Below are 20,615 nucleotides of genomic sequence, written 5' to 3' on the forward strand. Positions count from 1 at the left end.
CAGTTATCCGCAAATTGTATCAACAAGAATCCTATTCGTCGGAAGTCATTTCTACAAGAAGTGCACCCATGGAACCGTAAAAAAAAGCAAATGCCAAAATTAGAACAAACGAACCTGCCAAGGCGGAAAAAGGTTGTGAGATAAATTTTCTCTCAGCTTCCATTCCATATAAAAACACCGGAATAGAAAGAGGTACAAGAAGTAATGGCAGAAGTATTTCTTTCAAACGAGAAGATAAACTGATATGAGAAAGGCAAACTCCTAAAAAGGAAAGGCATAATAAACCGGGAAAAAAGAATACGATCTGTCTTCCGAATTCATTTATGTCTGCTGGAAATGCGGAAAACATCAGAGCAAAAAGTCCCATCAAATAAATTGCGGCCGCAGACAATGCAATAAATACCAAAATCGATTTAGAAAAATATAAAACCCAAGGAGAAATGAATAACCTACTTGCAGTTCCGCCGCCCGCTTCTCTTTCTTCCCAGGTGAACTGACCAACTAAAACAAATGAGGCTACAAATAGAATGGCCCATTTTAATCCAATAAGAGCGACCAGGTCAATTTTTCCGTTCCTTTCCAAAGCATAATGAAATAAAAAGACCATAGCAGAAACTAAAACGAGTAACGATAAAATTCCATTACTTGCTTTTCCTAAAAGCCGAAACTCTTTTCGCACCAGTGATATAATGGCCTTCATTTGGAATTTTCTCCCAATTCCAAAAGTCTGGACTTTGCATTTAAAGCAAAATTAGGATCATGAGTCACCATGATAATGGAAGAAGTTTCCAGAACATTCTCCAGGACCGACCTCGCCTTTGATTCGCCTTCGCTGTCTAATGCAGTCAATGGTTCATCCAAAAGATAAATATCTACGTTAGGCAAAAGAGCACGCACTAAGGCAGCCTTCTGTTTCATTCCACGAGAAAAAGAAGAAACAGGATCTTTTCTTCTTTGCCAAAGACGAAAATCCTTGAGCCAGGAAATAATCTGATCTTCCGGTCGGCAATCTCCTGCGATTCCTCTGAAATATTCCAGATTTTCCTCTAAACTTAGAGTAGTATATAAACCCAGATCATGACCTAGGTAAGAAAGTTTAGCGGATTTGGAAGAAGGGAATTTGATCTGGTCCTTGAATTTATCGTGTTGCAGAATCGACTTGAGTAATGTAGTCTTTCCGGAGCCGTTCATTCCTCTCACAAATAAAACTTCGTTCGGAAAAACGGAAAAGGAAACGTTCTTTAAAACCGATTTTCGTCCGATATTGTACGATAGGTTAGAACATTCCAATACTGGAATCGATGTTTGTAATGGGACCAATGAGGACAATTTCCCTTTTAAAAGAGTATTTACAAGGCTTAAATTTTGCCAAGTCACTCTGCATAATCTCATTATTGATCTTTCCCAATTTTCTATTTGCTCAATTCAAAATAGGAGACTCGGAATACGCAGGTATCCTCTGGGGAGAGAATGATTTTTTAGATCCTGAGTTTTACCAAGACGGAAGCCTGGCCAGATCAGAGCAGGATTTTATAGTAGCGGCAGGAAGACATTGGAAAGGTGCTCCTCCCCCATCCAAAGCAAGTTTTGAATATGAAGGAAAACAGATCACAAACTGCGGGATCTTTAATAACGAAGCTGTAGGATTATTACAGTCCGCAGATCCTAAAAAAAGAGAAAAAGCAATCTCTATGTTGGAAGCTGGCATGAGATTCGATCCATCTTTTTTTGCTTTTAGATACAACCTAGGAAGAGCTTATCAGATAGAAAAAAAATACCAGAAGGCAATCTTTCAATACGAATATGCAATCGCAGAAGTTCCTAAATATTATAGAACTTATATGCACTTAGGAGTTCTTTACGAACTTCTGAACGAACAAATACAGGCAGTTATATATTACAAAAAAGCGGTTGAGCTGAATCAGTTCCAAACAGAGGCGCTGGTACTTCTTGCAGAACATTATATCAGAACGGATCTCAAGAATAGAGCCCAGATTTATATTAAAAAAGCATTAACCATAGACCAGAATAGCCCGGATGCAAAGCTTGGACTAGCACGTCTGGAGATTATGGGTGGCCGAGATTACTATGCTTATAAGATATTCAGGAACACGGATCTATATGATGACCAAGGGAAGAAGAGACCTTATAATAAAAAATTTCATTTTTATTTCGCAGAGACAGCGAGTAAGATCGGCGATTATGTCACGGCTGCAAAAGAATATGAGGAGTTGCTAAAATTCCCCAATGACCCTTTCTTTACTGAATTCTCACTTAAAATTATAGAAAGAAGAAGGGACCTGGCAAAAAGATTCGCTGAGATCAAGGCCGCAGACGAGGAAGCGGAGAAAGAAGGGCAATAACCCAAACTCGAAAAAGAGTTGGCAAATCAAAATAATCCGTCCAATCTTACTGACGGAGGATCCAATGAAAAACCAAACCAGGCTTTTCGCTTTGGCGACCCTCTTCTTCTTCGTTCCACTATTGGCCCAACAAAAACAAAAGGTCAACGAGTCGGACGTATTTCAGGACGAAACTAGCGAGTACACCAAGTCCCTTAAAAAAATCATCGTAAGTCTAGAAACGACTATAAACGAGAGATTAAAAGACTTGGAGCGCAAACACGATATCCTCGTGGTTCTGATGCCGAAGTATGAGAAACGCCAAACCATTGTCACGGAAGACATTCCTTTCCAAGTTCAGGACGGTTACGAAAGCAATTTGCTTAAGTATATTACCTTCCAGTTCAATGGCGGAAAGGTATCCGATATCACTTTAGCATCCGAAAGTAAAAGGATCTACTACGAGGTGATGTTCGAGAATAAAAAAATAGTCTTCAGACCGACAGATTTAAAATCGAGCGAGGTCACTCACGAAGTTTTTGAAAAAACAGAAGTGACCAGACTCAACGAGATGTCTCTCGAAAACCAGATCAAAGCTCTCAGATTGTTAGAAGCAAGTCTTCGTTCTTCCATTTACCGGATAGACATTCTATTAGCTTTGTATAAGGACAAAAAAGACCGCAAAAACTTGTATCATATAGAATTCTAAAAGATTCTTTTCGAACTAGTTTTGTTAAAACCCCGAGGAAATAAAACCTTGGGGTTTTTTATTTTCAGATCCTATTACAATACCATAATCCAGTAGATCGTTAAATATAAAATCCCACCAATGATTGCTGACGATGCAGAAAACCTAAGGATGCCCGGAATAAGTCCGTCTGCCGTTTGAAATCTATCCCAGAGTCCTAGTCTTTTTTGTAATTCTCGTTCTTTACCAGGGGTCATTTTAGGATAATCTTTCACTACTCTAGAAGCTTCAGGAGCTGATTCTATTTTGGACTTCTTGCCTATAGTCCAATTTGAAATTTTGGTCTCCACAATAAGTAATTCTTCCAAGGCTGCATAATGTAAATGTGATAGAGAACTATAAGTAAGGTTAATCCAAGAGTCCACTACCTTTAGCCATTCATTCATGTTTTCTCGAGTCGGAGGAACAAATTCAAATTTTCCTAATCCAGAAGCCCAGGAATCTATCCCTAATCGTTTTAAAAGAATTGGATCTAACTCTATCTTTTCCGCATGTCTGAAAACAATCTCCAGCGAATTAAAAAGTTCTGTTCCCGCTGCTACCAGTCGGTCCAATTCGCTGGAGCTGACATCTCTATCCGCAGTCACTACAATGTAAGCGTTATTAAAAAATCCTTGGGCATCTTCTACATCCGTACGAGAATGATCCGCATAATGTAGTACTTCCAATAAGCCTGATAAATATTCGGGCCAACCTTTTCCTAAAACTTTTGCCGCCTGAAAATGTGCGGAATGACAAAGTCTATCATGTTCAAATACCTGCTGCAAAGACTGTTCATATTCCTGCCGGATCGTTTCGATTGCTTTTGGCAATTCTCTCTTCTTGATTTCATTTCCTCGAAAGCGTATGATACCATCAGGTGGAACTAAAAATCCATCTCTCAAGGCAGAGAGTAAGCTCAATTCTCTTTCTAAATTTTTTAACTTTTCTAGATCTTCTGATAATGTAGGAGGATATAACTCTCCCAAAGTTTTTGAAATAGATTCGATCTTATGCTCAAAAAAACTCTCCGGCTTCTCCGCGTATCTAACAAAGGATCTCCCAAGATAAGCACCTCGATATTTACTATTCAAATATTCTTGCTGGTATTCCTCGTCTAATTTTGAAATCAGCTCTTCATTAGTCGTAACTTCTTCTGGCAAATTTATGAGAAGTTGTTTCGTAAATTTTGCTTTAAGTTCTTCAGGATCGTCAAAAATTACCCAGCTCTCTCGGTTATCTAATTTTGCAGTGACGTAACTTCTTTTGGCATTATTCTCTCGCTCGTGATTATAAGGATGTGTAGCCCACATACGAGGAGGTTGCGCGATCTCAGAAGTAAAAACTCTATGCTCGCCAGGATTCGTTTCCGGAAGAACTGCAACTCTACAAAAGTCAGGATCGTTTAGAATTCTTCCCATATGATCTATCGTGCGTAAATGAAGTTTAAAAATACTTGCTGTAGCCTTATGCTCTTGAGCTTGCCTGTAAAAGAAATTCTGTGCACTATCCCAAGTAGAATCTGCTGCTTGCAATTTATGTAATGCATGCACCAATGCGTCACTTCCAGTTACGGAAACCGATACCAAATCAGCCTGAAATTCCATTTCCCGGGAAAGAGCATGTTGGGCGATGAGAACTAAATTAAAAATAGATTCTAAGGATGCTCTTAAAGACCAAATTGCAAGACGCAAAATCCAGAATATCCATGCCAATCGAGGATCGGTATACGACCAACTTTTTAGAAAATCATCCAATGCATCCCTTCTTGCAATAATATGAGCTGCAATTTGTTGAGCGATATAAACCCAATTCCCGACAGCCATACTTTTTTGGGCGAAATGTCCAAACTCATGCGCCAATACCGCTTTTAATTCGCTGATTGTAAGTACGTTCACGAGTCCAAGGCCTATCTCTAGATTTTTCTTGGATGGAAAGAAGAAATTCAGGATCGATAAATCATAGAATACGCAAGCATTCACTCTGGAGGAAAGAAACACCCTATGCGGTCTAGGCGCTCCTGTCTCATCCGCTAATCTATACAAGAATTTAAATAGTTTAGGTTCGCTCTTTTCTGTGACCTCGTATTCTTGAGAAATTTCACCTTTCTTTACAAAGAACAATGCCTTGATCATAAAAAACGAAATTATGCCCGAGGCCATTGCAGAAATAATAGTATATAGATTGGAGTGCGGAGATTCAAAACCAGCTGCAATCAAATAGAAAGTGGCCCATGTAAACCAAGCAGCAATTGTAATATAAATTATTGCGAATCCGATTAGCCCGGCTACGACCAACCAGAGATTTCTTTTCAGATTTCCAGTAGGAATTGTTAAATCTTTCGGAACATGGAGTGGGTTCTCAGGATATATAAAGTCCATACATTTATTTCCCTCTAATTAGATCCAGACAATGGTTATAACAAATAAACCTCAGATTTTTAGGTTACCGACAAGATAATTCAATTTTTTTTCGGATTCCAGTTACTTTTAATGAGAGTCTATCGGAGTTCTATTTAACTCTTCCATCTCTACGATACGAGAGCAGAACTTATTTGCAGATTTAATATTATGAGTTACCCAAAGAATTGTAGTCCCTTCTTTCTTATTCAGATCTGAGAGAGCTTGCAAAACCTGATGGTTCAAAATAGGATCTAAAGCAGAAGTCGCTTCATCTAAACATAAAATTTTAGGACTACAAAGAAGAGCACGAAGAAGAGAAAATCTTTGGAGTTCTCCTCCTGAAAAGAAAGAAGGAAGACGATTTCTATCCTTACCTTCTAAACCCAAGATCGGGATCCATTTTTCTAATAAAGACTCATATGAATTTTCTTCTTTAAATAATTGAAGAGGCTCTCTTAAACTTTTCTCAAGGGTCCAAATTGGATTAAAACCTAAGACAGGATCTTGGAAAACAGGTTGGATCCATCTGGCAGGAATTTCTTTTTTGGATTTTCCAAAAATTCGAATGCTTCCTGTTTTTTTCCAAGAAGAAGGTATCGGAAGGTCTAATAATAGTCGCAAGAGTGTGGACTTTCCTGATCCAGAACGGCCTAAAATTCCGAGAAATTCTCCTGCTTCGACTTGTAGGTTAACCCCGGACAAGTAAGTCCTTTCGGAAGAAGATAGGGATACTTCGTCCATTATGATGATAGTTTCTTTTTTCTCGGACACGGATACCGGTTTAGTGCTTGCTTAGAATTCTGACAACCAATCCCTTAAAGACATGAGTTTGAAAATTACAGAAGTAGGACCAAGAGACGGACTCCAAAATGAAAAGTCAGAGGTCCCTACACAGGATAAATTAATTTATATCCAGAAGCTGGTCGCGGCTGGCCTAAAACATATAGAAGCAACTTCATTCGTAAGAAAAGAAAATATTCCGCAATTAGGAGATGCAAAAGAACTTTCTGCCTCCTTAGATCTAAAGGGAGATGTGCATTTTAGTGCACTCACCCCGAACTTAAAAGGATACCAAGCTGCAATCTCTTCCGGATTTAAAGAAGTAGCAGTGTTCACCGCAGCCTCTGAATCATTCACAAAAAAGAATATCAATCGTACAATCCAAGAATCCATAGACGGATTTAAAGAAATTTTTGCTGAAGCAAAGAAAGATGGAGTATTAGTTAGAGGTTATGTTTCCACAGTAATTGATTGTCCTTATGAAGGAAAAATTGATCCGAAAAAGGTTTTAGAAGTTTCTAAAATACTTTTGGATCAAGGCGCTTATGAAATCTCCTTAGGAGAGACCATCGGCACAGCAGTTCCTGCAGAAGTGGAAAATTTACTCAATACTCTTTTGAAAGAAATACCTGCAGATAAACTAGCAGGACACTTTCATGATACATATGGAATGGCAATCTCGAATGTGCAAAAATCCTATGAGTTAGGCATTCGCTCCTTCGATTCTTCTTCAGGTGGATTAGGCGGTTGTCCTTATGCAAAAGGAGCTTCCGGAAATTTGGCAACAGAAGATTTGGTTTACTTCTTCCATAAGTCAGGGATCCAAACCGGGATAGATCTTTCTAAATTATTAGAAGCTTCTGCATTTATGGAAGGGATCTTACAGAGAAAATTAGCGTCTCGTTCCTATATCGCGTTAAAAGCAAAAGCGGCTTCTTAAGTAGAAGACTCTAAGAGCAAAGTATGGCTCCTTCTACCATATCCAAAGAGAAAAACCTGAAAAAGAGTTTTGATCTTTTATATAGGAATTATACTAAACCTGAATTTTTAGATTCGGATCCATTATTTTTATGTTATCTATATGATTCTCCGGAAGATAGAGAATTTGTAGGACTTCTATCCGCGTTATTCGCCTACGGGAATGTGACTGCGATCCGAGGTTTTCTCGCAAGGCTCTTGGAGCCAATGGGCAAACATCCTAAACAATACATACTCAATCACGGGACCAAGATTTGGAAAAATAAATTGGGGCCTTACCGTTTTCAAAAAGAGAAAGACATTCTATTGTTCTTACAAGCAATCCGATTGGCCTATCTAGAAATTGAAAAATCAGGAGAGAAGTTTTTAGAATCTTGGTTTAGTCCGATCCATCCTAAAGAAACTGGTTTAGAAAAAAGGATCTCTGGTTTTCAATCCAGACTTTCTGAAATTTTAAACGACTTGGATCCAGGTTGGAAGTCCTACGGACTTGGTTTTCTGATCGGGCTTGGAAATCCTAAGTCGGCACATAAACGTTATTGTATGTTTTTAAGATGGATGGTTCGCAAAGAAGAACCTGATCTGGGATTATATAAACGGATCCAAACTTCTGAATTATTATTTCCTTTAGATACTCATATCAATCGTCTTTCTAATATTCTAGGAATTACGGAAAGAAGGACTTCTGATTTCAAAAAGTCCCGAGAGGTCACAGATTATTTCCAAAAGTTTTATCCGGAAGATCCATTAAGAATGGACTTTGCACTTTGCAGACTCGGGATCTTGCGTAAATGTAAAACTGTCTACATAGCTGAGCTATGTGAATCTTGCGATCTGAAAGAGGTTTGTAAGATTTATGGGAAAAAGAAGAAGTAAGTGGTACCGCCACGGAGAATTGAACTCCGGTTACCAGGATGAAAACCTGGTGTCCTAACCACTAGACGATGGCGGCGTTTTATTTAACTCAGCGTGAGTCGTTTGGGATTCGAACCCAAGACCCTCTCATTAAAAGTGAGATGCTCTACCAGCTGAGCTAACGACTCGAACGTAAGAACACGATATTTTTCGGCCCTCTCTGGTCAAACGAATTTCATATAGTTTTTTACTAGTTTGGAGAAGTTTCCAAACGCAAAAAATCTACAAAAAACTTTCCTCCGAATTAGAATCCGGAAGCGATCGTGTCCTTTCTATCCGGTCCTGTAGAGATCAGATCAATACGAACACCTATGAGTTTTTCCAAAGCACGGATATAATCCTTACACGCAGAAGGAAGTTTGTCGAATTCTCCGATGCCGGTGATGTCTGTTTTCCAACCAGGGAATTCTTCGTAGATCACTTTTACTTGGTCTAAGCCCTGAGATGGGAAACAATCTAGTTTTTTGCCATTCCTTTCGTAAGCTACTGCGACAGGAATTTTATCATAAGCAGATAAAACATCTATCTTAGTAAGTGCAATAGATGTAAGTCCATTGATACGAACTGCATGTCTTAGAACTTCTGTATCGAACCAACCACAACGTCTAGGTCTACCGGTAGTAGCGCCGTATTCCGCACCTAGGGTTCTGAGTCTTTCGCCTTCTTCCCCGTGAAGTTCTGTAGGAAAAGGACCTTCTCCCACTCTAGTGGTATATGCCTTTGTAATTCCGATCACACTTTTGAGATGATGGAATGCAATTCCGGATCCAATGAATGCTCCACCTGTAGTAGGATTGGAGCTAGTTACATAAGGATAAGTACCAAAATCAACATCTAGTCCTGTTCCTTGTGCACCTTCTAATAGTATCTTTTTGCCCGCTTTTAATTGGGATTCCAAGTAATAAGGAGTATTGATAATATTCTTTTGGATCTTAGAGTAGAATTTTTTTACATTCTCTAAAATATCTTTGGCGGAGAGTTCCTCTCCATCATAAAGTTTGACGAGTTCTCTATTCTTTTCATCTACCAGATGTTGTAGCCTGGTTTCGAAATCGCTCTCTCTAAGATCTCCTACACGAAGACCGATTCTCATCATTTTATCTGCGTAACAGATACCGATCCCTTTTTTAGTGGTTCCGATCTTACGATCAGGAGTACAGGAACTTTCTCTAGCGGAATCGATGAGTCCATGGAATGGGAAAAGAAGATGGCATGCATCACTGATCAGAAGTTTATCATATACTGGAAATCCTTCTGCTTGTAGTTTATCACATTCTTCAATGAAGAATGTAGGATCTAAAACGACACCATTTCCGATCACACAAACTGTTTGGTCGTAGATGATCCCGGATGGCACCAAATGAAAAACGTATTTTTTGCCATGAACCACCACTGTATGCCCAGCATTGGCTCCGCCCTGATAACGTACTATAATATCCGTATCTTTGGAAAGGTAATCGATTACTTTTGCTTTCCCTTCGTCACCCCATTGGGTTCCGACCACTAATGTTGCGGGCATGGATTATTCCTTAATTCCTGTTTCTTTTGTATCTGACCGATTAATTTATATAATTTCATGTTTATCCCAATACCGCTTCCAGCGCATCTACGTTGATCGCGAATCCGCAGGCATCTTTTGGAGTTCCGGAGAATAATTCATACAGATGATCATAAGCTCCTCCGGTTAGAACTGGTTCTGAACTTCCTGACACATATCCTTGGAAAACGAATCCAGTATAATATTCCAAATCTGGAATAAGAGTATAATCCGAACAAAATTCCACACCAGGAGTTTTGCCAAGTGAACCTATAATTTCACCCGTTTCGGAGATGATCTTCTGGAAAGAATCAGAAAGTCCTAAAGAAGCGAACTTCTTACCTAGATCTTCCTTATGGGAAACAAATCCCAAACATAAAGATTCTAATACCGGAAAAATCCTGGAAGCGTTTCGACTTTCTAGAAAGCGGCGGATCTCAGGAAGATTCTTCCTATATAATAAAAACGACAATTGCCTTTTTTCGGATCTGGAAAGTTTTAAGGATTCCAGAACAGAGTGAAAGACTCCTACGTTACCGAGCACCACAGTTAAAGGCGAACGCAGTTTAATTCCGGAGAATAATCCAGAAATCTCTTTCAAAATTCCTAAAATAGCGGGGGCACCCGAGCCACCTATATGTTCCGCACCTACTTGCAGGATTTCTTTTCTAGATCCGCTCTTTCTACCATAGTCTCTGAAAATTTTTCCCTGATAAAAGATACGTTGGTTTTCTTTGCGGTGCGCAAAACCAGCCATACCTTTTACAGCCTGGACAGTCAAATCAGCGCTAGGAGAGATCTCATTTCCATCAGAATCCCTGAATCTATATAATGCAGAGGAGTCTTCTGCTGACATGGTAAGCAAAAAAGAAGAAGAATAATCAAAAGAAGGTAAAAATACCTCAGAGTATTTGAATTCTTTGAGCTTGGAACTGAGGGAATTTAGAAGTTCCCTTCTTTCCGAACTCTCGTTCGGTCCAAAAAAATGAAATCCGTCCGGGATCCATTTTTTCTCGCTAAACTCTGGAGGATTATGTGTCATCTGTTCTTTACGAAAAGCCCCAAAGAACAGTTCCTTTTGGCTAGGGTAGAATTCAAATCGTTTTTCCCAAAAAATAGAATGACAATAAGCCTTCCAAGGATAGAAAGTATTCTCCGGAAATCGCGTATCCAACCTTAAAGTTCGAGCTCTAAGCACCGAAACCAGATTAACCGCAAGACCTTAAATAGAGACGTAGCATGGCAGAAAAAGAACAATCCGTCGGAAGATGGCAGAAGGAATTCTTCGAGAACATTCACCTATTCAAAAGATCAGGAATGAGCGAAGAAGAAGCTAAAAAGATACTTCAGAAATTTCTTTATCTTTGTTCAGTAACTCCAATGCCTCCGGTCATGGATGTTTTTAAAGATCCATCTTCTCTGGAAAGGATCGGTGTGTATACCCCTCCTGAAAAGAAGGCCAGGGAATTCATGATCGAGTTCCTTTCTCCCATCATGAAATTTTTTACGGTAGAAGGTATCGAAAACTTAAGCGCAGTTAAACCACTGATCGGGAAATACCCGGTTACCTTGATTTCCAATCACCTCAGCCATTTGGATGCTCCTGCAATCTTCCAACTTTTATATCATGCTTCTCCAGAAGGTAGAGAAGTAGCGGAACAACTAGTGTTCATCGCCGGACGTTTGGCTTATGAGCCTGATTTTACAAGACTTGGCCTATATATGTTCGGAACCCTTCTGGTCTGCTCTAAGAGAGACATGGCGGATAACCCAAGTCTTTCGGATGTGATGACCAAAATTAATATGAGGGCGTTCCGACATTCTCAAAAACTACAACAAGAAGGAAAGATCGCTGCAATCTTCCCAGAAGGGACCAGATCCAGAGACGGAAGACTTATGCCTTTTGTGGACACAGTCTATCACTATGTTGCAAATAAAGTCATTCTTCCAATTTCATTAGAGAAAACTGACAAAATCCTACCTACTACAAGTTTACTCTTCAATCAAGTAGCAGGAAAATTAACGATCGGCAAACCCGTGTTAGTTGGAGAATTATCTAAAAAGGAAATGGCTCATTTCCCTAAAGATATCGAACATCTTCCATTCCCTGAACATGGAGACAAAAAACAATTCCTGATCGATAACCTGGCTCTGCTTGTAGGACAAAATCTGAACAAACACCAGCACGGTATTTACAGGAATTTGTACAGTGCGGATGCTAGGGACGAAAACAAACTCATCAAGGTTCCTAAAGAACCTAAAGAGAAGGTCGTAGTGATCGGAAATAGCAGTATGGGAATTGCAATCGCAACCGTACTTGCAAATAAAGATGTTAATGTTCTAGTCTATCATCCGGACAAAGAATACACTTCTCAGTCGAATGCAGAAAGAAGAGATCTTAGAACCTATTCTTTATATAAACTTCCACCGAACTTAATATTCACTTCTGATCCGGAAGAATTAAAGACTGCTACATTGTTTATCCAAGGGACTAATCCTTGGGAGTTACATACGGTTTATCCTGATCTGCAAGCTTATCTTTCTAAGAACAAGGCTCCATTCTTCAATATTATTAAAGGATTTACGAGCGCTGGTTTGATCCTGGACGATCTGCAACATGGATTAGGAATTGAAGATGATAGGATCGGAGTAATCTCAGGAGCTTGCTATCCTGACCAGATAATGGAGAGAAAAATTTCCGGATTCGAGATTGCTGCAGTGAATGAAAGCCTAATCCCTCGTATTCAAAAATTATTAACTACAGGTTATATTTTCCCAAGATCTGCGATCATTCCTACGGACGTAAAAGGTGTACAGTTAGGCGGGGCACTCAAAACAATTTATGCTCTTGTAATGGGAATTGTAGAAGGTTATTTCCAGCAAACCCTCGGTGGGAATGTAGACAATTCTCTATTCCATCTCTCCAATCGTTTCTTCAACGAAATGGTGAATGTGGGAGTTCGTATGGGGGGAAAACCGGAAACATTCCAAGGTTTATCAGGACTCACTGACTTTATGTTATCTTGTTTCGGAACAGATGCAAAAGACAGAAAAACAGGTTACGATATAGCAAATGGTCATCCTTCTGAAAAGATGTCTAATGGATTCTATGGATTAAAAGTAATGCCGAACCTAATGAAGATAGATCCGAATGAAGTTCCTATCATGTATGCTGCTTACGAAGTGGTCATCAATAAGAAAGATGTCCGTAAGGTTGCAGAAGGAATGGAAGAAAGACTTTCGAGAGTATGATAAAATATCAAATTAAATTAAGTAAAATTTTAATCATTTTTGCGATTGGATGTATATCTTTGCTTTGTAAAAAGCAAGATCCGATTCCTTTGAAGGTTTCATTCAGCTGACCAAGTAACTTCGCTACCTTTTGATCAACGCGGGCGTGAGAAAAATTTTGCGATAATTCCTATTTAGTCGCCCGCAACAAAGATAGTTAGTTTCCACCGATCTTTTTTGAAAGAGAAGAACGCTCTATAATCCACGGAACTTCTTAAATAAGTATCGCATACATAACCGCTTTTTCCGGAAGATAGGCATATCTTCTTCCAAGCGCAGGATTTAGACTCGATAGCATCTTCGGGATCCAATTTCACAATTTGGTAGCTTAGATTATCGAGCACCTTAGAGTTTATATCTGCACTTTCTCTGATATTTACATTCTTCCCACTGATCCAAGAATATTCGAATGCATCCAGCTTTTCAGGAAACTTAGAATAGATCGTAGGAGAAGTAAACTGTTCGGGATCTGATTGAACAATACCCAAACGTAATGTATTTTGGAGAGTTGCCCAGATCTCTGACTTTTCCGGGTTTTTATCCAATCCCCATTCTTTCCAAAAACCTTTTTTGCCAGAATCAGCGCCAAAGCTGAATTTAATCTCCGGATCTACTATCTTATTCAAAAATTTGAAATCCTTAGATCCTAATGCCTTATCTAACTCCTTTTTGAATTCCGAAAAACTTTTGTTCTTAGAGGATTCGTCCGTAGGAATGATAGTATATTCTTGGAATTTTTTACAAGGTTCGGAGTGGGTATAGGAAAAGGAGATACAGATTAAACAAAGGATCGTTAAAAAAGATTTCATTCTCTTTTCCAACAATCCTTCTGCTTTGTTTTTCCTGCAAAAAAAATTCGTTTATCTTCCGTTTACGAAAATTTCCAGTAATCCTTCTGACAGTGCTTCTATCTCAGAGGCTCTTTCTTTCAGAAGCCTGAAAGTTTTTTGCAATGCGATTTCCATTTCTTCTTTGGGAACTCCGAATGTAGTCAGTCCCAATTGGATGACCGTAGTCATCATTCGGAGCCTGTCTATTTTTCCGGAATACACCATTTCTTCCAAAAGGCTTTGGAATACTCCTCTGAAGGCCAAAGTACGTATAAGGTATTCCTGCTCGTCAAAATCAGGATTATATTTTTCGAATAGAATCTTGCTTCTATGAGAGCCGCGATTTCCTATCATATCAGTCACACCGTGGGTCTTATATGCCGCTAAGTATGTTTCCGCTATGGTAAGCTTTTTTTGGCAAAGATAGAATTGTAATCCCACTTCCATGGCAAATACCAAAGGAGGATCCATTTCACCTACCAGGCGTTCGGCGGTCTCACCCGCTTCGTTAAATACTTCTCCAGCTATCGCGAGTAGTATTTCTTCCTTATTCTTGAAAAAATGATAAAGACTTCCGGTAGTGATCTCTGCCTCCTCGATGATCCTACGTATGGTTGCCTTCTCATAGCCTTCGCTTACGAAAAGTTTTCGGGATACTTCTAAAATTTTAGCCCGAACTCGATTGGACTGTTCTATTCTCTTCATCTGTTGACACCCTGCGAGAACCGAGTTTATACATTTTGCATAAGGAGTCCCTTATGGGATAAGCTCGATTCTTTTTATTTATATGTATTTAAAATTGCGTAATGCGCTTTGTTAGCCTCATATAATTTTTTGAATACGGAAAAATTCCGATCATATATTAATTTATTCGCCGGATTCGGATTCCATCTTTCTTTACTCGGAATTAGATTTTTGATCTCATCGAAAGAATGAATTTTACCTAATCCTAATGCAGCAATTGCCGCGGCCCCAGTTGCTCCTACATTTTGAGGATGATCTATCGTTTCTATCGTTCTACCTGTAATATCCGCCAAAATCTGACAAATGATAGGAGAACGTGCCACTCCACCCACGAATCTGATTGTGGAAGATGCAGGAATTTTTGCATGAGATAATTCTAAAATCCAACGTTTATGAAAAGAAATGCCCTCGATCACTGATCGGATGAGTTTTCTTTTTCCTGTATCCAAACCAATATTGAAGAACATTCCTCTTGCTGCAGGATCTTCGAAAGGACAGCGGTTCCCATGCAACCAAGGGGTGAAGATGACCCCATCACTTCCTGCAGGAGTGTCCTTGATAGATTCGAATAAGTATGCGAAAAGACTTTCATGAACCGCATCTTCGCTCTCGGTTACATTCTTTTTTTCTAAATAAACATCGATCTCGTCTAGGGCAAGATGGTCCTTGACCCATTGCAGACATTTACCGGAAGTTTCCTGTTCTCCGAAATAATTATAATATCCTGCTCTGGCACCTACAATGGATGCGATCCTCGAATTGATGTCTACAGTTCTTCTTTTGGTGACTGTTGATACCCAGCCGGAAGTTCCTGCATAAATATGAGTGTCTCCCTCTTGTACTGCACCTGCTCCGATACCTATCAGAGTAGCGTCTCCCCCTCCACCAAAAACCGCAGTGCCTTCTTTTAAGCCTAGTTCTTTTGCAGATATTTCAGTCAAACCACCAATTAAGTCTGTGGATTGTATTAGATCAGGAAGATGTTCGAAACGAACTCCGAACATTTTACAGAGTCCTTTATGCCAACGGCTTTTGCCTGGACGAGAATCGTATAGGAAAGTTGCAAATGCAGAATCCAATGTCATGGTAGCTCTGCCAGTACATCTAGTAGTCAGATAATCTTTCACATCCAACCACTTGTGAACTCTCGCGAATTTTTCCGCTTCTTTTGATTCGACCCATTTATATTTCCATAATGGATCTTTTACACTTCCTGCAACAGCACCCGTGATCTGTAAGGAACGAAGAAGTTTATAAGCATTCAGACCTTCTATCTTGATCCCATGCTCTATTCCTTTTTTCATTTGTTCACGGGCTCTTTGGTCCATATAGCTCATTGCTGGACGAACCGGTTTCAGATCTTTATCTACGAGAACGAGACCTTGCATTTGAGAACAGAAAGAGATTCCACGGATCTCTGAGGGATCTAATTTGCTTTCTTTTAAGACTTGAGCAGTGGTATCTCTCATAGAATTCCACCAATCTTCAGGATCTTGCTCCACTCCTCCGCCTTCTAAAAGTGTGAGTCCATATTCTTGGGTCGCAGAATTTACAAGAGTAAGCCTATCACCTATTTCAAACAGGCAAGTTTTGGTCCCGGTAGTTCCTATATCGTAAGCCAAAACATAGACTTTTGATTTCATGCAGTAAAATCCTCCGAGACCCAGTTGTAAACAACTAGATGAGTGAGCGCTCACTCATCAGGAGATTGGAAAACCCCTTAAAAAGGGCAATCACTTTTCCGAAATGAGAAGGCGGTTATATGAGATTATTGTTTCGTGTCAATTGAATCGCAGAACCAACCTCGACAGCGATGCAGGGCTAAAATTTATCTACCTATGATCCCTTCTGCTTCCGGTTTGAATCGGTAGATATAATAAGGTCCTTTGCTTAAGATAGTGCTGTCTGTTTGCAGGAATACTTCGTTTAGCGCGCTACAAGTCAGATACATATATCCATCAGGTGCATAGCTGAATCCATCGGGCCAACGGAAACTTGGATCCTTAAATAAAGTAGTGATCTTTTTATCTGCGTCGATCAGGTTCACTGCAGAATGCTCTGCGTCGCTTACATAAATGTTTCCATTCTTATCAATACTGATCCCATCACTCATCGATTTTAAGGAATATTGTTCCACCTGCGCCGCGAGCTGAGCCGCCGTTAATGTAGAATCCCTTAAAACGCTGGTTTTAGCACGATATAGTTCCCCGGAAGTAAAAGGAGCAAAGTATAACCATTCTCTATTTTGATCCAACGCGATGGAATCCGCATTAAATATAATAGAAACTCCAGCTACTTGGAAAGGAGATCCATTCACCACGATCTCGTTTCTTTCGCCAACTACGGAAGCATGATCTTTTAAGAGACGCCTTGCTTTTTTATTTGTAATATCATATACCACGAGCCCTGGATCAGGTATCAGAGGGCTTGTATCTGTAATAAAGATTGTCTCCGTTATGGTATCGATCTGCATATCATTGAACAAAGAATCCTTAGGAGCTATAGCAACTGGAAATTCATACTCGTGGATGGTAGCTCCAGTCTCTATATCAAATGCATAAACCTTTGGTCTTGTTAGTCCTAAATTGCCATAATCCAAGGTCCAGAGCCTATTTTTATCATCCACTCTTACGGAAAGGACAGTATTAAAATTTTTCTGAAAGTTTTGGTTCGGGAAAGGAAGGACCTGGCCATTCTTTAACTCTGCAACTTTGATCGGAGGAGATCCTTGTGGAAAGAAGGAGAAGAAGATTCTTCCGGATGCAGACGCGCTTATATTGCCAGGAGGACGATCCAACTGGATCACTTTTTCTAAAGATGTGCTGGGATACTTCGGTAACGTTGTCCTATCTTCTAAATTTCCTGTTTCGCATTTTACAATGGTAGAAACCAATGCAAAGGCAATTGTCCATTTTTTTAACATAAAATTTTCTCCACTGCCTTATATCATAAGGCAAAAAAGAAAATGGTCGTCCGCATTGTTTAAGTCGAACGTCCGAATTTAAGAAGTCGGTCCTTTATCAAAAATCGAAACTTACAACTTTCTTATTTCATAAAGTACTAGTAAGCAATGGTAACTTGTATTCAAGTGAAAAAGAACGGGATTATAGGATCGAATTACCTTGCACTTATATGCGTCTTACATTTTACAAAATCACTTATTCGCATAATATTGAGATTGTTATAATTAGAATCTAAAATCACAGGTACTTCTCATTCCAAAATTATAATTTGCTTGGAACTAGAACATACACCTCTTATACTGTCATTGTTACTTCCGAGCGTATAGTAATGACTCCCTCGGACCTAAGTGATGCGAATTTTTATCTCTTTCATTATTTAAATAAAAACGGGGCTTTCTATGCGTGAAAACCAAGTAAAGGTATACGGCTACAGATGGGTGATTCTTGGTCTATACGCACTAATTACGGCGATTATTCAAATCCAGTGGCTGACTTTTGCGCCTATAGCCAGAGAAGCTAAATTATTTTACGAAGTATCAAGTCTTCAAATAGATCTTCTCTCCCTAATCTTTATGGGAGTTTTTGTGTTAATGGCAATCCCCGCTTCTTATATCATTGATACATATGGGATTAAGATCGGAGTAGGAGTAGGAGCCGCTCTTACTGGAATTTTCTCCTTAAGTAAAGGAGTTTATGCAGACAATTTTAGCATAGTAGTTGCATCTCAAATCGGTTTAGCAATCGCCCAACCTTTCATATTAAACGCAGTCACAAAAGTAAGTGTTCAATGGTTCCCGATTACAGAAAGAGCTACAGCAGTAGCAATTGGAACATTAGCGCAATTTATAGGTATTATTTTAGTAATGGCAATCACTCCTAGAATGTTAGGAGAAGTGAATCCGAATCCTCAAGAGATTCCTGGAATTCTTTTAAATTACGGAATAGTTGCTGTAACAGGAGCGGTTGTCTTCCTCGCTTTCTTCAAGGAGAAACCTCCAACTGCTCCGGATAAAGCAAATCTGCAAGAATCTAAATTTAAAGTATTCGAAGGTTTAAAACATATCTTAAGCCAAAAAGATATGAGAAAATCTCTACTCCTTTTCCTGATTGGACTCGGAGTATTTAATGCAGTCAGCACTTGTATAGATCAGATCTGTGAAACAAAACAACTGAACATGACACAGTCTGGCGAAATTGCTGGAATGATGTTAATGTCTGGAATTATCGCTGGTATCTTTGTTCCATTGATCTCTGATAAAGTCGGAAAAAGGCAACCTTTCTTAGTGATCGCCATGGCCGGATTTTTACCGGGAATGCTATTATTCTCCTTAGCGAACGATTATACATTAGTTTTAATAGGAGCATTCTTAATTGGATTCTTCTTACTTGGGATCGGCGCACCGATCGGATTCCAATATTGTGCAGAGATTACTTCTCCTGCACCTGAATCTTCTTCCCAAGGACTTTTACTTTGGATTGGTCAGATCTCTGGGATATTTTTTATCTTAGGACTAAACTTTTTAGGAATAGATCTATTCTTAAAAATATTCATAGGTCTTGGAGTTTTGAACTTGGTTCTTTCTTTCTTGCTTAAAGAATCTCCGTTAATGCTTGGAGCAAAAGTTCAGGAGAATTCTCTCTCCAGAAAATAAATAAAAAAAGGTCCGTCGGAATTACTCCGACGGACGGTTTAAGGTTTGCTATTCAATGGATTAAGTCGTTTCAGATGTGATCCGTTTTGAAGAAATTAGTTCCAAAAATTTTACATAATTTTTAGCGTTACGCCTTCCTCTGATTTGGTCTCTGATCATATTCCAAACCAAAGAACCTGGCAGTCTTGGTTCTTTTCCTTCTCCCATTCTTCTGAACTGAAGACGGATCGCTGACATCTTAGATAGTGAGTTTAATGCAGGGTTTGAAAGTTTAGGTATTTCTACTGAGACCTTTTCTATTTTTCCAGAAAGTAATCCATTCACGAATGTAGGATGAAATGCAAATGGTGCGGCAATCCCAATTAAATCTGCTTCTTTAGAAAGAATAGCTTCTTCCATTACGGATCTAGTTCTGAACCCACCGGTAACTAATAAAGGTATCTTAGTAATCTCTTTTGCTTTTTTTGCAAAATCTAAAAAGTAAGCTTCTCTCCTACCTGTCCCTGTTCCTTGCATTGCAGGAGATTCATAATTTCCTCCTGAAATTTCTAAAAGATCCAAACCGATTGGCTCAAGCATTTTGATCACTTGGATAGAATCTTCTTCTTGGAAACCTCCTCCTTGGAAGTCGGCTGAATTCAATTTAACTCCAATTCCGAAATCCGATCTTACCGATGCTTTGATACCTTTCAAAACTTCTAAAAGGAATCTGGCTCTATTTTCCAAAGAACCACCCCATTCATCTTTTCTAATATTGGTAATAGGAGAAAGAAATTGGTTTAATAAGTATCCATGAGCGGAGTGAACTTCTACCCCATTGAATCCCGCTTTTTCGGCTAAAACTGCAGCATCTATGAACTTCTGGATGAGGACTTTGATCTCTTCTCCGCTTAAAGCCCTTGGTTCTCCAAAAACCTTTGCAAACATTCTTCCTGGTATATGTACTTTTATTGGAGAAGGAGCCACAGGCGTTTTATTAATAAAACCGAATGTTTGTCTTCCTGGATGATTGATCTGCATCCAAATTTTGGAACCGCCAGATTGCCCTATCTCTGCCCATTTTTTGAGCGGAGCAAGATCCATATCTTTTCTCAAGATTACATTGCCCGGACCAGTGAGTCCATTCACGTCCACCATTACGTTTCCGGTAAGAAGAAGTCCAGCACCTGATTGAGACCATCTTTCATAAAGTTTGAATAAACTTTTACTAGGAAGAAATTCCTTATCCGAAAGACCTTCTTCCATAGATGCTTTTACTATTCTGTTTTTGAGTATTTGGCCGTTTGGAAGTTTTAGCTCGGATGAAATTCCTTCCTTTGATAATGCCTGGATCATAAAATTCTCACTCAAGTTATTTCCTACCATTCGGTATTTATTGGACTTACCCGGTCAATTAAAATTCCTACCGGTTGGTATTTATTTTTAGAAAAACGAGAGAATTCGTTTGACGGGCC

General features: G+C 39.3%; 17 protein-coding genes and 2 tRNA genes. 6 read left to right on the forward strand and 13 right to left on the reverse strand.

Annotation, left to right across the window (positions count from 1 at the left end; translation table 11 throughout):
* Positions 1 to 31: 31 nt before the first annotated feature.
* The gene (locus B1C82_RS07815; RefSeq protein WP_086447059.1) at positions 32 to 700 is read right to left on the reverse strand and encodes a heme exporter protein CcmB; all 669 of its coding nucleotides are present in this window, start codon (positions 698 to 700) and stop codon (positions 32 to 34) included.
* Complete coding sequence (locus B1C82_RS07820) at positions 697 to 1,392, reverse strand: ABC transporter ATP-binding protein (protein ID WP_411550314.1); 696 nt, start codon at positions 1,390 to 1,392, stop codon at positions 697 to 699. The genes B1C82_RS07815 and B1C82_RS07820 overlap by 4 nt, the downstream gene beginning before the upstream one ends.
* Between B1C82_RS07820 and B1C82_RS07825 the strand changes: the two genes are divergently transcribed.
* Both B1C82_RS07825 and B1C82_RS07830 read left to right on the forward strand, forming a co-directional pair.
* Complete coding sequence (locus tag B1C82_RS07825) at positions 1,320 to 2,363, forward strand: tetratricopeptide repeat protein (protein ID WP_086447061.1); 1,044 nt, start codon at positions 1,320 to 1,322, stop codon at positions 2,361 to 2,363. The two genes, B1C82_RS07820 and B1C82_RS07825, sit on opposite strands and share 73 nt — an antisense overlap.
* Positions 2,364 to 2,427: 64 nt before the next feature.
* Positions 2,428 to 3,051, forward strand: a complete 624-nt coding sequence (locus tag B1C82_RS07830) for a hypothetical protein (protein WP_086447062.1) — start codon at positions 2,428 to 2,430, stop codon at positions 3,049 to 3,051.
* 74 nt (positions 3,052 to 3,125) lie between these two features.
* On the opposite strand, the gene B1C82_RS07835 is transcribed toward B1C82_RS07830, so the two are convergent.
* Complete coding sequence (locus B1C82_RS07835; protein ID WP_086447063.1) at positions 3,126 to 5,450, reverse strand: M48 family metallopeptidase; 2,325 nt, start codon at positions 5,448 to 5,450, stop codon at positions 3,126 to 3,128.
* Positions 5,451 to 5,558: 108 nt separating this feature from the next.
* On the reverse strand, positions 5,559 to 6,212 hold the full coding sequence (locus tag B1C82_RS07840) for an ATP-binding cassette domain-containing protein (protein ID WP_234008240.1): 654 nt from the start codon (positions 6,210 to 6,212) through the stop codon (positions 5,559 to 5,561).
* An 82-nt stretch (positions 6,213 to 6,294) separates the two neighbouring features.
* Here B1C82_RS07840 and B1C82_RS07845 point away from each other — a divergent pair, with 82 nt between their 5' ends.
* Together B1C82_RS07845 and B1C82_RS07850 are read left to right on the forward strand one after the other, a co-directional pair.
* Complete coding sequence (locus B1C82_RS07845; protein ID WP_199775739.1) at positions 6,295 to 7,191, forward strand: hydroxymethylglutaryl-CoA lyase; 897 nt, start codon at positions 6,295 to 6,297, stop codon at positions 7,189 to 7,191.
* 23 nt (positions 7,192 to 7,214) lie between these two features.
* Positions 7,215 to 8,105 (forward strand): TIGR02757 family protein, encoded by an 891-nt coding sequence (locus tag B1C82_RS07850; RefSeq protein ID WP_086447065.1) that lies wholly within the window; start codon positions 7,215 to 7,217, stop codon positions 8,103 to 8,105.
* A 1-nt stretch (position 8,106) separates the two neighbouring features.
* Here the strand turns inward: B1C82_RS07850 and B1C82_RS07855 are convergent.
* The 4 genes from B1C82_RS07855 to B1C82_RS07870 all read right to left on the reverse strand — a co-directional run bounded on the left by B1C82_RS07855 (position 8,107) and on the right by B1C82_RS07870 (position 10,723).
* Positions 8,107 to 8,181: transfer RNA gene (locus tag B1C82_RS07855), tRNA-Glu, on the reverse strand.
* Positions 8,182 to 8,199: 18 nt separating this feature from the next.
* Positions 8,200 to 8,272 (reverse strand) — tRNA-Lys (locus B1C82_RS07860).
* 116 nt (positions 8,273 to 8,388) lie between these two features.
* Positions 8,389 to 9,663, reverse strand: a complete 1,275-nt coding sequence (locus B1C82_RS07865) for an adenylosuccinate synthase (RefSeq protein ID WP_086447066.1) — start codon at positions 9,661 to 9,663, stop codon at positions 8,389 to 8,391.
* 61 nt (positions 9,664 to 9,724) lie between these two features.
* Complete coding sequence (locus tag B1C82_RS07870) at positions 9,725 to 10,723, reverse strand: ATP phosphoribosyltransferase regulatory subunit (protein ID WP_199775740.1); 999 nt, start codon at positions 10,721 to 10,723, stop codon at positions 9,725 to 9,727.
* A gap of 197 nt (positions 10,724 to 10,920) precedes the next feature.
* Between B1C82_RS07870 and B1C82_RS07875 the strand changes: the two genes are divergently transcribed.
* Positions 10,921 to 12,933, forward strand: a complete 2,013-nt coding sequence (locus tag B1C82_RS07875) for a 1-acyl-sn-glycerol-3-phosphate acyltransferase (protein ID WP_086447068.1) — start codon at positions 10,921 to 10,923, stop codon at positions 12,931 to 12,933.
* A gap of 173 nt (positions 12,934 to 13,106) precedes the next feature.
* Here B1C82_RS07875 and B1C82_RS07880 read toward each other — a convergent pair whose 3' ends face one another.
* The 4 genes from B1C82_RS07880 to B1C82_RS07895 form a co-directional block, all read right to left on the reverse strand.
* Positions 13,107 to 13,781 (reverse strand): SH3 domain-containing protein, encoded by a 675-nt coding sequence (locus B1C82_RS07880; RefSeq protein ID WP_086447069.1) that lies wholly within the window; start codon positions 13,779 to 13,781, stop codon positions 13,107 to 13,109.
* Between the two features lie 51 nt (positions 13,782 to 13,832).
* Positions 13,833 to 14,507, reverse strand: a complete 675-nt coding sequence (locus B1C82_RS07885; RefSeq protein WP_086447070.1) for a TetR/AcrR family transcriptional regulator — start codon at positions 14,505 to 14,507, stop codon at positions 13,833 to 13,835.
* 74 nt (positions 14,508 to 14,581) lie between these two features.
* Positions 14,582 to 16,189 (reverse strand): xylulokinase, encoded by a 1,608-nt coding sequence (locus B1C82_RS07890; protein WP_086447071.1) that lies wholly within the window; start codon positions 16,187 to 16,189, stop codon positions 14,582 to 14,584.
* Between the two features lie 185 nt (positions 16,190 to 16,374).
* The gene (locus B1C82_RS07895) at positions 16,375 to 17,469 is read right to left on the reverse strand and encodes an L-dopachrome tautomerase-related protein (protein ID WP_086447072.1); all 1,095 of its coding nucleotides are present in this window, start codon (positions 17,467 to 17,469) and stop codon (positions 16,375 to 16,377) included.
* Positions 17,470 to 17,907: 438 nt separating this feature from the next.
* Between B1C82_RS07895 and B1C82_RS07900 the strand changes: the two genes are divergently transcribed.
* Positions 17,908 to 19,161 (forward strand): MFS transporter, encoded by a 1,254-nt coding sequence (locus B1C82_RS07900; protein ID WP_086447073.1) that lies wholly within the window; start codon positions 17,908 to 17,910, stop codon positions 19,159 to 19,161.
* Positions 19,162 to 19,221: 60 nt separating this feature from the next.
* On the opposite strand, the gene B1C82_RS07905 is transcribed toward B1C82_RS07900, so the two are convergent.
* On the reverse strand, positions 19,222 to 20,511 hold the full coding sequence (locus tag B1C82_RS07905) for an NADH:flavin oxidoreductase/NADH oxidase family protein (protein WP_086448519.1): 1,290 nt from the start codon (positions 20,509 to 20,511) through the stop codon (positions 19,222 to 19,224).
* Between the last annotated feature and the right edge of the window lie 104 nt (positions 20,512 to 20,615).

Source organism: Leptospira venezuelensis, from assembly GCF_002150035.1.
GTDB lineage: Bacteria > Spirochaetota > Leptospiria > Leptospirales > Leptospiraceae > Leptospira_B > Leptospira_B venezuelensis.